This is a genomic window from Actinoplanes sp. NPDC023801, assembly GCF_040639655.1.
Taxonomy (GTDB): Bacteria; Actinomycetota; Actinomycetes; order Mycobacteriales; family Micromonosporaceae; genus Actinoplanes.
The window spans coordinates 807,418-821,396 of the sequence record NZ_JBFAAI010000001.1 but is presented as its reverse complement, the minus strand read 5'-3'; the positions used below and the strand labels follow the sequence as shown (position 1 = coordinate 821,396).

12 protein-coding genes are annotated in these 13,979 nt (G+C 71.9%); 3 read left to right on the top strand and 9 right to left on the bottom strand.

The window, feature by feature from the left end:
* Positions 1–12: 12 nt before the first annotated feature.
* The 6 genes from ligA to AB0G04_RS03950 all read right to left on the bottom strand — a co-directional run bounded on the left by ligA (position 13) and on the right by AB0G04_RS03950 (position 7,896).
* Positions 13–2,331 carry an NAD-dependent DNA ligase LigA gene (gene ligA / locus AB0G04_RS03975; RefSeq protein ID WP_360975868.1) on the bottom strand — a complete coding sequence of 773 codons (2,319 nt, stop codon included), beginning with the start codon at positions 2,329–2,331 and terminating at the stop codon, positions 13–15.
* Between the two features lie 68 nt (positions 2,332–2,399).
* Complete coding sequence (locus AB0G04_RS03970; protein WP_360975865.1) at positions 2,400–3,395, bottom strand: methionine synthase; 996 nt, start codon at positions 3,393–3,395, stop codon at positions 2,400–2,402.
* The gene (mnmA, locus tag AB0G04_RS03965; RefSeq protein ID WP_360975862.1) at positions 3,388–4,506 is read right to left on the bottom strand and encodes a tRNA 2-thiouridine(34) synthase MnmA; all 1,119 of its coding nucleotides are present in this window, start codon (positions 4,504–4,506) and stop codon (positions 3,388–3,390) included. The genes AB0G04_RS03970 and mnmA overlap by 8 nt, the downstream gene beginning before the upstream one ends.
* 10 nt (positions 4,507–4,516) lie before the next feature.
* Positions 4,517–5,692 carry a cysteine desulfurase family protein gene (locus AB0G04_RS03960; RefSeq protein ID WP_360975859.1) on the bottom strand — a complete coding sequence of 392 codons (1,176 nt, stop codon included), beginning with the start codon at positions 5,690–5,692 and terminating at the stop codon, positions 4,517–4,519.
* Positions 5,693–6,152: 460 nt separating this feature from the next.
* Positions 6,153–7,100 (bottom strand): electron transfer flavoprotein subunit alpha/FixB family protein, encoded by a 948-nt coding sequence (locus AB0G04_RS03955; RefSeq protein WP_360975856.1) that lies wholly within the window; start codon positions 7,098–7,100, stop codon positions 6,153–6,155.
* A gap of 19 nt (positions 7,101–7,119) precedes the next feature.
* Positions 7,120–7,896 (bottom strand): electron transfer flavoprotein subunit beta/FixA family protein, encoded by a 777-nt coding sequence (locus AB0G04_RS03950; RefSeq protein ID WP_360975853.1) that lies wholly within the window; start codon positions 7,894–7,896, stop codon positions 7,120–7,122.
* A 409-nt stretch (positions 7,897–8,305) separates the two neighbouring features.
* On the opposite strand from AB0G04_RS03950, the gene AB0G04_RS03945 reads away from it, so the two are divergent.
* Genes AB0G04_RS03945 through AB0G04_RS03935 form a run of 3 tightly spaced genes read left to right on the top strand, consistent with a single transcriptional unit; the run spans position 8,306 to position 9,488 of the window.
* Positions 8,306–8,680 carry a DUF202 domain-containing protein gene (locus AB0G04_RS03945; protein WP_360975850.1) on the top strand — a complete coding sequence of 125 codons (375 nt, stop codon included), beginning with the start codon at positions 8,306–8,308 and terminating at the stop codon, positions 8,678–8,680.
* Positions 8,680–9,036, top strand: a complete 357-nt coding sequence (locus tag AB0G04_RS03940; RefSeq protein WP_360975847.1) for a DUF202 domain-containing protein — start codon at positions 8,680–8,682, stop codon at positions 9,034–9,036. The genes AB0G04_RS03945 and AB0G04_RS03940 overlap by 1 nt, the downstream gene beginning before the upstream one ends.
* Before the next feature lie 38 nt (positions 9,037–9,074).
* Positions 9,075–9,488, top strand: coding sequence for a PLD nuclease N-terminal domain-containing protein (locus AB0G04_RS03935; RefSeq protein WP_360975844.1), 414 nt, complete (start codon positions 9,075–9,077; stop codon positions 9,486–9,488).
* Positions 9,489–9,491: 3 nt separating this feature from the next.
* Here AB0G04_RS03935 and AB0G04_RS03930 read toward each other — a convergent pair whose 3' ends face one another.
* The 3 genes from AB0G04_RS03930 to AB0G04_RS03920 all read right to left on the bottom strand — a co-directional run bounded on the left by AB0G04_RS03930 (position 9,492) and on the right by AB0G04_RS03920 (position 13,979).
* Positions 9,492–11,114 carry an acetolactate synthase gene (locus AB0G04_RS03930; protein ID WP_360975841.1) on the bottom strand — a complete coding sequence of 541 codons (1,623 nt, stop codon included), beginning with the start codon at positions 11,112–11,114 and terminating at the stop codon, positions 9,492–9,494.
* A gap of 23 nt (positions 11,115–11,137) precedes the next feature.
* Positions 11,138–13,114 carry an Hsp70 family protein gene (locus tag AB0G04_RS03925; RefSeq protein ID WP_360975838.1) on the bottom strand — a complete coding sequence of 659 codons (1,977 nt, stop codon included), beginning with the start codon at positions 13,112–13,114 and terminating at the stop codon, positions 11,138–11,140.
* 91 nt (positions 13,115–13,205) lie between these two features.
* Positions 13,206–13,979, bottom strand: a complete 774-nt coding sequence (locus AB0G04_RS03920; protein ID WP_360975835.1) for an enoyl-CoA hydratase-related protein — start codon at positions 13,977–13,979, stop codon at positions 13,206–13,208.

Sequence of the window (13,979 nt, the reverse complement as noted above, 5' to 3'; positions counted from 1 at the left end):
ATCCATCATGATTCACCCTTCCGGGGTGCTCTCGGCGACCGCGCGGGCCGCCTCCGGGCCCTCGGCGAGCAGCACGCCGAAACCGGCCTCGTCGAGCACCGGCACCTTGAGAGCCATCGCCTTGTCGTACTTGCTGCCGGGGTTGTCACCGACCACCACGAACCCGGTCTTCTTCGACACCGAGCCGGTCACCTTGCCGCCCCGGGAGGTGATCTCCTCGGCCGCCTTGTCGCGGGTGTAACCGGCAAGCGTCCCGGTCACCACGACGGTCAGCCCGTCCAGCGTGCGCGGGCCGGCCTCCACCCGCTCGTCGGCCATCCTCACCCCCGCGTCCCGCCACTTCCGGATGATCTCGCGATGCCAGTCGACCGCGAACCACTCCCGCAGGCTCTCGGCAATCGTCGGGCCCACCTTGTCGACGGCGGCGAGCGGGTCGACGGGCTTGGCGGCCTTCCGCTTGCTCGCCTTCCCCGCCGTATCCGCCGCCGCGTCGGCACCCTCGGCCTCATCCCTCGCCACGTCGGCACCCGCGGCCGCAGTCATCTCCACGTCGGCACCCGCGACTGCATCGGCCGCTGCGGGAACCGGGTCCGCGGCGGCGTCCGGAGCCGGCGCGGCTGACGTGCCCGCCTCGGCGCCGGGCTCCACCGGCGGGGCCGGCGTCCTCTCGATGACCTCCTCGATCGCGGCCATCGAGCCGAACTCCAGCGCGAGGGCTCCGGCCGCGTCCGGGCCGACGTGCCGGATCGACAGCGCCCGCAGGATCCGGGCGAGCGGCCGCGTCTTCGCCTCGGCCAGACTCGCAAGCATCTTGGTCGCGTTGGCGCCGAGAGTGCCGTCCTTCTTGACGAAGAACGGGGCCCGCAGCAGGTCCTCCTCGGTGAGGTTGAACAGGTCGCCCTCGTCGAACAGAACGCCCGAGTCGATCAGCGCCCGTGCCGACTTCTCCCCGAGGACATCGATGTCGAGGACATTGCGATGACCGACATAGGTCAGCCGCTCGCGGCGCTGGCCGAGGCAATACCGCGAGTTCGGGCAACGGATGTCGATGTCACCCTCCTTCGCCGGGGCCAGCGGCGTACCGCAGTCCGGACACTCGGTGGGCATCACGAACGCCCGCGCGTCCGCCGGCCGCAACTCCAGGACCGGCCCGAGGATCTCCGGGATGACGTCGCCGGCCTTGCGCAGCACCACGGTGTCGCCGATCAGCACGCCCTTGCGGACGACCTCCTGCGCGTTGTGCAGCGTGGCGAACTCGACCTCCGAACCGGCCACCACCACGGGCTCCACCACGGCATACGGCGTGACCCGGCCGGTGCGCCCCACGTTCACCGCGATGTCGAGAAGCTTGGTCGTGACCTCCTCCGGCGGGTATTTGAAGGCGATCGCCCAGCGCGGCGCCCGGCTCGTCGAGCCCAGCCGTCCCTGGATGGCCACGTCGTCGATCTTCACCACCACGCCGTCGATGTCGTGCTCGACGGAATGCCGGTTCTTGCCGTAGAACTCGATGAACTCGCGCACCCCGGCCAGATCGTCGACCAGCTTCCACCGCTCGCTGACCGGCAGGCCCCAGGACTTCATCGCCTCGTAGGCGGCCGACTGCGAGACGGGGCTGAACCCCTCCCGCGCGCCGAGGCCGTGCACCACCATGCCGAGACCGCGCGCCCCGGTGACCCGTGGATCCTTCTGCCGCAGGCTGCCGGATGCCGCGTTACGCGGATTCATGTACGTCGGTTTGCCCTGCTCCACCAGCATCGCGTTGAGCGCCGCGAACGCCTCGGCCGGGAAGTAGATCTCGCCACGCACCTCGACCAGGTCGGGCACGTCGTCTCCGGTCAGCCGCTCCGGGATGTCGCCGATGGTCCGCACGTTGGGCGTCACGTCGTCACCGACCCGCCCGGTGCCCCGGGTGGCGGCCCGCACCAGCACGCCCTTCTCGTACGTCAGGTTGATCGCCAGGCCGTCGATCTTGAGCTCGCAGAGGAACCGCACCGGCCCGCCGGCGTCGCGCATCGCGCGGTCCGCCCAGGCCGCCAGCTCGTCGAGGTTGAACACGTTATCCAGCGACATCATGCGCTCGGCGTGCTCGACCTTGGGGAAGTCGCCGGACGCCGTGCCACCCACCGTCTGCGTCGGCGACTCGGGCGTGCGCAGCTCCGGGAACTCCGCCTCCAGCGACTCCAGCTCGCGCAGCAGCAGATCGAACTCGGCGTCCGACACCGTCGGGGCGTCGAGCTCGTAATAGCGGTGCTGGTGCTCGCGGATCTCGTCGGCCAGCTCGGCATGCCGGGAAGCCGCCCGCAGAGCCGGATCCGCCTCGGGTGTCGCCACTGAACCGAACCTCCGTGTCAGGGATATCTAGGTGGCACGTTAGTCCCACCCCCTGACACTTTCGGTGTTCAGACCTCGGCGATCCGGCGGCCGGCCTCCGTGCACGCCTTGAGCAACGCGCGGGCGTATCCCGTCGGCGCGGCGGCCAGCCCGCACGCCGGGGTGATCACCACCTGCTCGGGCAGCCGGGCGGCCGGGAAGCCGAGACGCCGCCACAGGGTGGTGACCCGCTCGGCGATCTGCTTCGAATCCGGCCGGCGGTCGGTAAGCGGCCGGGTGGGTGCGGCGCCCGCGAAGATGCCCAGCCCGGCCTCGATCGCCTCACCCAGCGGATCCAGGTCCTTGAGCAGCGACATGTCGAACGCCACGGCCGAGGCGGAAGAGTCCCGCACCACCTGCAACGGCAGGTCCGGCGCACAGCAGTGCACGATCACCGGCGTCCCGACGGCCTCGACCACCGCCCGCAGGCGGGTGGCGGCGTCCGGGCCGTCGACGTTCCGGTACGCGCTGAGCCCGCTCTCGGTCGGCACCCGGCCGGCCAGCACGGCCGGCAGAGACGGTTCGTCCAGCTGAAGCAGAACGGTCGCACCGGGTACGCGTTTGCGCACCTCGGCCACGTGCCGGCGCAGACCCTCGGCAAGCGAGTCGGTCAGGTCCCGCACGGCGCCCGGGTCACGCAGCATCCGGCCGCCGATCGGCAGGTCCAGGTTCGCGGCGAGCGTCCATGGGCCGGCGGACTGGATCTTCAGCGGGCCGGAATATCCGTCGGCCTGCTCGGTGAGCTGGTCGAGATCGCGTTCCAGCAGGTCAGCCGTACGCCGGAGGTCCTTGCCCGGCCGGGAGGCGATCTGCCAGCGGCCGGCGTAGAGCTCCACCGGCAGCTCGACCAGGAGAGCCGTGGTCCGGCCGATCATGTCGGCGCCCGGCCCGCGGTCCGGCAGCTCGGGCAGATGCGGCAGGCCGGGCAGCTCACCGAACACGATCCGCTGCGCCTCGGCGATGTCGACACCGGGCAGTGATCCGATGCCGGTCGCGACACCCGGCCCCCAGGGACGATCAGACACGCGCCGCCTGCTCCCCGGCCGCGAGAGCACCCGCGGCCGCTCTGGTCCCCTCGGTGATCGTCGCCGAGCCGAGCACGACGTCACCCGCCGGATCCGGCCGGTACGCCACGATCGCCTGCCCGGCGGCGATGCCCCGGGCGGGCGACTTCAGTGTCGCGACCAGCGAATCACCGGTCACCGACACGGTCGCCCCGACCACGTCGCCATGGGCCCGCAGCTGAACCTCGCAGTCCACCGACCCGGATGACGAGTGCCAGATCGGGCGGGTGGCAGTCACCACGTCGACCTCGAGGTCCTCACGCGGGCCGACGGTCACGGTGTTGGAGACCGGAGTGATCGACAACACGTAGCGCGGACGGCCGTCAGCGGCCGGAACCCGCAGGTCGAGGCCCTTGCGCTGGCCGATCGTGAATCCGTACGCCCCGTTGTGGGTGCCGAGTTTCTCGCCGGTCCGCCCGTCGACGATGTCGCCCGGCGCGGACCCGAGCCGGCTCTCCAGGAACCCGCGGGTGTCGCCGTCGGAGATGAAACAGATGTCGTGTGAATCCGGCTTGTCCGCGACGGCCAGCCCACGTTCGGCGGCCTCGGCCCGGACCCGCTCCTTCGTCGAGTCACCGAGCGGGAACATCGCCCGGTCCAGCTGCTCGCGGGTCAGCACGGCCAGCACGTACGACTGGTCCTTGGCCAGGTCGACGCTGCGGCGCAGCAGACCGTCGGCGCCCAGCCGGGCGTGGTGGCCGGTGACGACCGCGTCGAAGCCGAGCGCCACCGCCCGGTCCAGCACCGCCGCGAACTTGATCTTCTCGTTGCAGCGCAGGCAGGGGTTCGGGGTACGGCCGGCCGCGTACTCGTTGACGAAGTCGTCGACCACGCTGTCGTGGAACTCCTCCGCCATGTCCCAGACATAGAACGGGATACCGATCACGTCGGCGGCCCGGCGCGCGTCCCGCGAATCCTCCAGGGTGCAGCAGCCGCGCGCCCCGGTCCGGAAAGTCTGTGGATTACGGGCCAGCGCCAGGTGAACACCGGTCACCTCGTGGCCGGCATCCCGGGCGCGCGCGGCGGCGACCGCGGAGTCGACACCGCCGGACATGGCCGCAAGAACTCGCATGTGACCCAGCCTATCTGGGCGTCTTCCAGGCTCCCGCCCGCCGGGCCCGCTCGACCGCTCCGGGCAGCGCCGCCATCAGCGCGTCCACGTCCGCCTTCGTGCTGTCGTGTCCCAGGCTGAACCGCAGCGACGAGCGGGCCCGGGCGTCGTCGGCCCCCATCGCGAGCAGCACGTGACTGGGCTGGGCCACCCCCGCCGAACAGGCCGAGCCCGTCGAGCAGTAGATGCCCTGCGCGTCCAGGAGCAGCAACAGCGCGTCGCCCTCGCAACCCGGGAAGGAGAAGTGCGCGTTCCCCGGCAGCCGGTTCTCCGGATCGCCGTTGGGAATCGCGTCCGGAATCGCCGACCGCACCCGCTCCACCAGGTCGTCACGCAGCGCCGCCACACGTGCGGTGTGCTCCTCGCGTTCGGCGACCGCGGCCTCGACCGCCGTCGCGAACGCGACCACACCCGGCGTGTCCAGGGTGCCGGAACGGACGTCCCGCTCCTGGCCACCGCCGTGCAGCAGCGGGGTGCACGGCACGTCCCGCCCCAGCAGCAGCGCACCCACCCCCACCGGGCCGCCGACCTTGTGCCCGGTCAGCGTCAGGGCCGCGGCCCCGCTCGCCGCGAAGTCGACCGGCGCCTGCCCGACCGCCTGCACGGCATCGGTGTGGAACGGCACACCGGCGGCGGCCGCCATCGCCGCCAGCTCGGCCACCGGCTGAACCGTGCCCACCTCGTTGTTCGCCCACTGCACGCTGACCACGGCGATCTCATCGCCGTGCGCTTGAATCAGCTCGCCGAACCCGGCCGGGTCCACCCGCCCGAGAGCGTCGACCGGCTGCAGCGTGACCTCGGCACCCTCGTGCCGGCCCAGCCACGCGACCGCGTCCAGAACGGCGTGGTGCTCGACCGCCGACGCCACCACCCGGCGCAACCGCGGATCGGCCTCCCGGCGCGCCCAGAAGATCCCCTTGGCTGCCAGGTTGTCCGCCTCGGTGCCACCACCGGTGAACACCACCTCGGACGGCCGGGCCCCCAGCGCCGCGGCGATCCGCTCCCGTGACTCCTCCACCAGCCGCCGGGCACCGCGACCGGCCGCATGCAGCGAAGACGGGTTCCCGAGCTCACGCGCCGCCGCGACGTAGGCGTCGAGCGCGGCGGGCAGCATCGGCGTGGTCGCAGCATGATCGAGGTAGGCCATCGCCTCCAGCTTAGGCCGTCTCCCGACGGGCTTCCCCAGCCCGCCCTCAAAGATCAACATCAACCCCCGCTCCGGTACGGCTACGCCACTCCAACCGCATCCCACGCGTACCCGGGCTCCCCAGCGACGTGGCTGCCCACTCCTGGCCCGTCCGGCCCTCGCCGGGCTGCTGCCCACTCCCGCCCACCCCACCAGCGTGGTGACCTGGGCCCATCCGCGAGCCGTAGACCGGCACGCTGGGCGGGGCGCGCGGCCGGTGAGGGACCGCTCAAGCCCGGCGGGCGCGTCTTCGGCCCGGACGCCGATGGGACGTCGCAAGGGGGCCACGGAACGTCACCGCTGCGGTCGTGCACTGCCCGCCGCGTACCGCATGCGGGTTCTGGAAAGACGAACGACCCGGCGGAGAACCGCCGGGCCGTTCGGAACGCTGCCTCCCGGGTGCGAGCGCCCGGGACAGCGGTTACTTGCGCTTGCGGATCTCTTCGGCCGCCTGCGGGACGACCTTGAAGAGGTCGCCGACGACGCCGTAGTCGGCCAGCTCGAAGATCGGGGCCTCGGCGTCCTTGTTGACCGCCACGATCGTCTTCGAGGTCTGCATGCCGGCCCGGTGCTGGATCGCGCCGGAGATGCCGAGCGCGACGTAGAGCTGCGGGGACACCGTCTTGCCGGTCTGGCCGACCTGGAACTGGTGCGGGTAGTAACCGGAGTCGACGGCCGCGCGGGAGGCGCCGACGGCACCGCCGAGCAGGTCGGCCAGCTCTTCGACCAGCTTGAAGTTGTCGGCGTTGCCGACGCCGCGGCCGCCGGAGACGACGATGCCGGCCTCGGTGAGCTCGGGGCGGGAGCCCTTCTGCTCGACGACCCGGTCGACGACCTTGGTGAGCTTGTCGGCGTCGCTGACCGTGACGGTCAGCTGCTCGACGGCCGGGGTGGCGGCGGCGGGCGCCGGGGTCACCGAGTTCGGCCGGATGGTCACGATCGGGAGACCGCGGGTGACCTTGGACTTGACGATCGTCGAGCCGGCGAAGACCACCTGGGTGGCGGTGCCGTCCGCGGCGACCTCGACCGCATCGGTGAGCAGGCCGTTGTCCAGCTTGATCGCCAGGCGGCCGGCGATCTCCTTGCCCTCCTGGGTGGAGCCGAGCAGCACGGCGGCCGGCTGCACGCTCTTGACCAGCTCGGCCACGACGGTCGCCTTGGGGGCGACCAGGTAGCCCTCGACGTCCTCGCCGGACGCCACGTAGATCTTCTCGGCGCCGAACTCGGCCAGCTTCGCGGTGACCGCGGAAGCGTCGCCGAAGACCACGGCGGACGGCGAACCGAGTCCACGGGCGATGGTCAGCAGCTCGAGCGTGACCTTCTTCACGCCGGAGGCCGAGGCCTCGACGACGACCAGTACTTCAGCCATCTTTTCTATCCCCTCGGGCTCAGACGAACTTTTCGGTGGCAAGGTAGGCGACCAGCTGCTCGCCGCCGTTGCCCTCGTCGACGATCTTGGCGCCGCCGGTGCGGGCCGGGCGCTTCGAGAACTCGATGACCTGGCTGGTGGCGCCGGCGAAGCCGACCTCGTCGGCCGAGATGCCCAGGTCACCCAGGGTCAGGCTCTGCACCGGCTTCTTCTTGGCGGCCATGATGCCCTTGAAGGAGGGGTACCGCGGCTCGTTGATGGTGTCCCAGACGCTGATGACGGCCGGGGTCGCGGCGGTGACGACCTCGTAGCCCTCGTCGGTCTGCCGCTCCACGGTCAGCTGCGATCCGTCGACGGTGAGCTTGCGGGCGCCGGTGAGGGCGGCCACGCCGAGGAGCTCGGCAAGCATGTGCGGGACGACCTGGACACGGCCGTCGGTGGACTCGGCACCGCTGATGATCAGGTCGGCGTTCAGGGTGCGCAGCGCGGCGGCGAGCACCTTGGACGTGGCGACCGCACAGGAGCCGTGCAGGGCGTCGTCCTGCACGTGGACGGCCTTGTCGGGCCCCATGGACAGGGCCTTGCGGATGGACTCGGTCGCGCCGGCCGGACCGACGGTCAGGACGGTCACCTCGCCACCGTGCGCCTCTTTGATCTTCAGCGCTTCCTCGATGGCGTACTCGTCCATCTCGTTGATGACGTTGCCCGGGCCACGTTCGACGGTGTTGTCGCTCGGGCTCAGGGTGCGCTCGGCACCGGAGTCGGGTACCTGCTTAACCAGTACGACGATGTTCATCGCGCTCCTACGACCCTCCTGTATTGAACGCACCGTTGCGATCGACCCTGCCCGCGACCCCACCGGTGCCGGGTGGCGGACATGTCAGCCAGGTTACCCGCCAGTAGCTTCACTGTTGCCGGCCACCCAGAGTGACACACCTCACCCGCATGACGATCACGATCGCTACAGTGGGCGATGAGGAGGTGTCAGACATGTCCGGTCAAAACGTCTCGCTCGTGGAGGGCATGAGCCCATCCACGACCCATACTCCCCCACACCCCGAACATCCGGAGCCGCAGGCCCATGGCCGCTCCGGTCCGGACTCCCCGTGGTGCCGCTGTGGACGGCCGCGGGAAGCATGCGTGAGTGACGAAGTCCGCAGTCTCTGGCACCCCCTTCTTGACCCAATAGGTCAATAATCGCCCATGTGGCGGGTGGTCTGAGGGAATGGTTCGAGCCGACATCGGCGGGCGACACCCCCGACTACCGGTTCTCGCTGGCCAACGAACGCACCTTCCTGGCCTGGATCCGCACGGGACTTGCCCTGATCGCCGGCGGGCTGGCCTGCGCCCAGTTCCTCCCGCCGCTCCCGGTCACCCACCTGCGGGAAATCATCGCGATCCTGCTGCCGGTGCTCGGCGCCCTGGTGGCGCTGCGGGCGGTGCATCACTGGGCGCAGTCCGAGCGGGCCATGCGACTCGGCACCGACCTGCCGCGGTCACACTTTCCGGCGGTGCTGGCGATGGCGGTCGCCGCCGGGGCCGTGGCGATCATCATCGCGGTGCTGGTCCAGGTCTTCTGATGAGTGCCGGCCCCTGTGCCGAGCACCACGGGGATCCCGGTGCCTGCGCGGCGCTGAGCCGGGATCCGGGCGCCTCGCCCGAGCGGACCCGCCTCGCCTGGCGGCGGACCGGCCTGTCGGCAGCGGCGGTGGTGCTCCTCATCGTCCGGCCCGCCTTCGTTCCCGGCGCCGGTCCGGCCGAATGGCTCGCCGCGGCGGCCGCGATGGCCGCCTGGGCCGGGATCGTCGCGGTCTCCCTGCACCGCGCGCGGGACCTGCGGACCCGTTTCCCCGGCCCGGTGCCCAGGTCGGTACGTGCCTGCGCACTGCTCGTGACGGCCCTGGCAGTGCTCGGCGGATGGGTTGTCATGCTCTGATCGTCGCCGTCCCGGCTCGGGCGGGGCATCATTGCGGCATGGTCCGGTTGTTCATCCTGCTGGCCGGGACGGCGCTCGTGCTGCTGATCCTGGCCCTCATCAGCGCCCTTTCGGCGGAGCGGGTCCGTAACGCGCCGCGAACCGTGTGGATCCTGGTGCTCCTGCTGATCCCGATCGCCGGCCCCACCGCCTATCTCGTCTGGGGGCGGCCGGTCAGCTCGGGTCGCCGCCCGTTGCGTCGTCCTTCCGCGCCGGACGACGATCCGGAGTTCCTGCGCTCGATGGAAAGCTCGAAGGACGGCTCGAAGGACGGCTCGAAGGACGGCTCGAAGGACGGCTCGAAGGACAGCTCGAAGGACAGCTCGAAGGACAGCGAGCAGTCCCGCCGTGACCGCGAGGCGCTCGACCGCTGGGAGCGCGAGCTGCACCCCGACGACGAGCAGCAACCATGACCGCTACGCGAGGCTGGAGCTGCGGGGGTACGCGTCAGCCGGGTCGGTGAGCACGTTGACCAGGTATGGGACGCCCGAGTCGAAGGCGCGTCGCAGGGCCGGGCCGAGGTCGCCGGCTCTCGTGACGGTCTCCCCGGCGCCGCCGAGGGCGCGCACCACCTCGTCGTACCGCAGTCCGGGTTGCAGGTCGGCGGCGACGTCGTAGCCGTACATCGCCCGCATCGGATGTTTCTCCAGGCCCCAGATTCCGTTGTTGCCCACCACGATCACCGCGGGCAGGTTCTGCCGGACCAGCGACTCCGCGTCCATCAGGGAGAATCCGGCCGCCCCGTCGCCCATGAGCACGCACACCTGCCGGTCGGGGTGGGTGACCCGGGCGCCCATCGCGTAACCGAGGCCGGTGCCGAGGCAGCCGTACGGCCCGGGATCCAGCCAGACGCCGGGCCGGGACGGCTCCAGGAACCGCCCCGCGTAGGAGACGAAGTCACCACCGTCGCCGATCGTCACGGCGTCCGGGTCGAGCACCCGGCGCAGCTCACCGTAGACACGCGCCGGGCGGATCGGATCGCTGCCGGCTGCCATCGCCTCGGCGTCGCGGGCGCGGGCGGCGTCCTCAGCGGTCCGCAGCGACGCGATCCAGTCCTCGTGCGACCGCCGCGGCCCGGTCCGGCCGGCCATCGCGGCGAGGGTCCGTCGCAGGTCACCGGCGGGTGAGACGGCCGGGGTGACGTGCCCGGCCCGCTGGGTCACCGCGTCCACCACGTGCACCACGGTGGCCGCGCCGAAGTCGCCGAACCCGAGCCGGAAGTCGAGTGGCGTGCCGACCACCGCGACCACGTCGGCACCGTCGAGAGCGGCCCGGCGGGCCCGGGAGAAGCCGAGCGGATGCCCGGGCGGCATCGTGCCGCGGCCCATCCCGTTGGCGAAGACCGGCACCCGCAGTTCCTCGGCGACGGCCCGCAGCTGCTCGACCGCGTCGCCGGCCCACACGTCGGAGCCGGCCACGATGACCGGCCGGTCCGCACCGGCGAGCAGTGCGGCGGCTTTCGCCACGTCGTCCGGGTCGGCTTCCTGCACCGGGATCGCCGGCTCACCGGGCGCAACGGCGGCGCCGGTCGAGTAGAGGACCTCCAGCGGCAGGTCCAGGAAGACCGGGCCGCGATGCGGGGTGAGGGCCACCGTCAGGGCGGCGCTGATCTCGCCGGGAATCGATCCGGTGGCGGTAACCGTGGCGGCGTACCTGGTGACCGGGGCGACCAGCGGAACATGGTCGATCTCCTGCAGGCTGCCGGCACCCCAGCGGAAGGCCGGCGCCCGGCCGCCGAGCACCAGCACCGGTGAACCGTTGAAGAAAGCGCTGGTCAAACCGGAGATGCCGTTTGTCACACCGGGCCCGGCGGTGAGGACGGCCAGGCCGGGGCGCCGGGTCAGCTTGGCGACGGCCTCGGCCGCGAAGACCGCGGACTGTTCGTGGCGTACGTCGTACAGCCCGAAGCCGGACTCGTGGGCGGCCGTGTAGAGCGGGAAGACATGCCCGCCGGACAGGGTGAACATCTCGGTGACGCCGAACGTCCGGAGGGCTGCCAGTGCCAGCTCGCCGCCATGCCCTCCGATCGAACCCGTCACAGCCGCTCCTCCGCCGTTGGGCGTTACCGGAGGCCGATCAGTTCCGCGATGTCCTTGAACACGGCGACGGCGTCCTGCTCGAACGTGGTGTCGCTGCCGTAGCCGTAGGCCAGGATCAGCGCCACGACCGGCACGGTCACCATCACCATCAGGCTGAACAGCACCTGCAGTGTCCGCCGCAACCGGCCGCGCCGGCGTGGCCGGTGGACCAGGGCCGGCTCGGCGGTGGCCTGCGGCTGTGGCTGTGGCTTGGGAACCGAGGCCGTCGCGCGCGGCGGAGACATCGGGCGTGCCGAGCCCACCGCCGGCGAGACCGGCCGGGAATGCACGACCACCGGCTGCGGGGCACGGGACGGCTGGGTCCGCTGCGGGCGCGACGGCGGTCCGGGTTGCCTGGGGGGTACGGGCGTCCGGCTCTCGTGCTCGGGCGGGCTGGTGGCGACCGTGGCGTCCGGATCGGGGCGCCAGGTGACCGAGGCGGCGTGCGGCCACGGGTCGACCGGCGGCCGCAGGTGCGGTGGGGTGTCCGGTTTGGCCCGGCCGGACTGCGGCGGCCGGTTGTCCCGCCGCGGCAGGGGTTTCGCCTCGGCCGGCGGCGCCTGGGCGGGGACCACCCGGGTCGGGGCGGCGACGGCGGACGGCTCGGGACTCCTCGTCCCGCTACCGGCCGGCACATCGTCGACGGTGGTCGGCTGCGCCTCCGGTCCCTGCTCGGTCGCGACCGCCGGAACCGGGGTGGTGGCCGGCAGCGGCGCCGGCTTGTCCACCAGCGCGGTGGGCCGGTCCTCCTCGACCCGCTGGCGCAGCGGCTTGTCCGCGATCATCGTCGGCCGGTCGTCGGTGTCCGGCTCCTCGGCGCGCGCCGGCAGGTACTTCGACGGCAGGCGCATCTCCTCGGTCGGGCCGGGAGCGGCCGGTTCGGTGGTGAGCAGGGCAGCGCCGGCCAGGATGCTGCCCTCGGCGACGACCAGTTCGGGTTGCTCGATCACCACGGGCGGGTCGCCGAGCGCCCGGTGCAGCAGGGTGGCCACGAGCGGAATCCGGCTGGCGCCGCCGACCAGGAAGACGCCGGCCAGCCGCCCGTCCGGGAGATCGGCCCAGCGGAGGAGATTTTGCGTGATCTGAACAGTCTGCTCGAGCACCGGCCGCGCGACCGTCTCGAGTTCCTCCCGGGTCAGGTGGGCCTCGACGTCGAGCAGCGGCACCACGAAGTCGGCGGCCTGAGCCCGCGACAGGCGCTCCTTCGCGATCCGCACGTCGTCCCAGAGCTGGCGGCGGGCACGGCGTTCCTCGACGGTGGCCGGTTCCATCAGCCGGGCCCAGTCGTCGGTGCGCAGGTGCTCGACGACCGCGGCGTCCACGTCGAGGCCGCCGAGGTCGTCGCGGCCGTCCACGGCAAGCACTTCGAAGCCGGTGGCGGTGCGCGCGACCACGCTGGTGTCGAAGGTGCCGGCGCCGAAGTCGTGCACCATCACGACCGAGCCGATCGGCACGTCCCGGCCCAGGACCTCGGCGAAGTACGTGGCCGCGGCGACCGGCTCGGCGACCAGGCGGGCGCCCTCCAGACCGGCACGGGCGGCGGCCTCGGCCAGCAGGGTCCGGCGGGTCGCGCCCCAGGAGGCGGGGCAGGTGAGGGTGACCTCCGGACGGTGCGGCCCGACGGCCCGGTGCCATTCCTCGGCGACCCGGGCCAGCACGGCCGCGATCAGCTCGATCGTGTCGAACTCACGTTCCCCGAGCAGCACCAGGCCGTCGTCGACGCGGCGTTTCGGGTTCGGTTCGAAGCGGGCCGGGTCGAGGCGGGCGCTGTGCACGGCGTCGCGGCCGACGAGCAGATTGCCGTCGGAGTCGGCGAAGACCGCGGAGGGCAGCAGCGGAGACCCGTCGACCAGGATCGGGCGGGCGCGGCCGTCCGGCCATCGCGCCACGGCGACGGTGTTGGAGGTGCCGAAGTCGACGCCGAGGGCGTACCGCTTCGGACCACCCTGGTCGATGGACATGCCCGCAGTCTAGGCAATGACAGCCCGTGTCCGGTCCATCCGGTCAGGCATGTTCACTACGGTGAGGATCACTCACCAGGCCGTCGGGGGACTATCGACCGGTGAATTTCGGGGGCCGCTTCTCGACGAACGCGGTGGTCCCTTCGACCCGATCGTCGGTGGCGAAAAGGCCGGCGAACAGGTGCGCCTCCAGGGCGATCCCGGACGCCAGGTCGACGTTCAGGCCGCCGTCGACGGCCTGCTTGGCGGCGCGCAGGGCGAGAGCCGGACCGGTCGTGTACGGCCGGACGAGCTCCACGGCGGTGTCGTACACACCAGCCGCGGGAGCGACCCGGTCGGCAAGCCCGATCCGCAGCGCCTCCTCGCTGTCGACCATCCGACCGGAGAAGATCAGATCCTTGGCCTTGGCCGGTCCGATCAGCCGAGCCAGCCGCTGGGTGCCGCCGGCCCCCGGGATGAGTCCCAGCTTGATCTCGGGAAGGCCCAGCTTCGCGTCCTCGGCCACCACCCGCCAGTCACAGGCCAGGGCCAGTTCGCAGCCGCCGCCCAGGGCGAAGCCGGTGACGGCCGCGACAACCGGTTTGGGGATCCGGGCGAGCGCGTCGCACACGCCGGACAGCGCGCCCGACTGGGCCACCATCTCCTGGTACGAGACCGTGGTGAACTCGGTGATGTCCGCGCCCGCGGCGAAGTGCTTTCCGGCACCGTGCAGCACGACGGCCCGTACCGCCGGATCGGCCGTCACGGACTGCGCGGCGGCCCGCAGTTCCTCCTGCAGCGTGGCGTTCAGTGCGTTCACCGGTGGCCGGTCGAGCCGGATCGTGCCGATGCCGTCCGCCACTTCGAGCCGCACGAACTCGCCCAC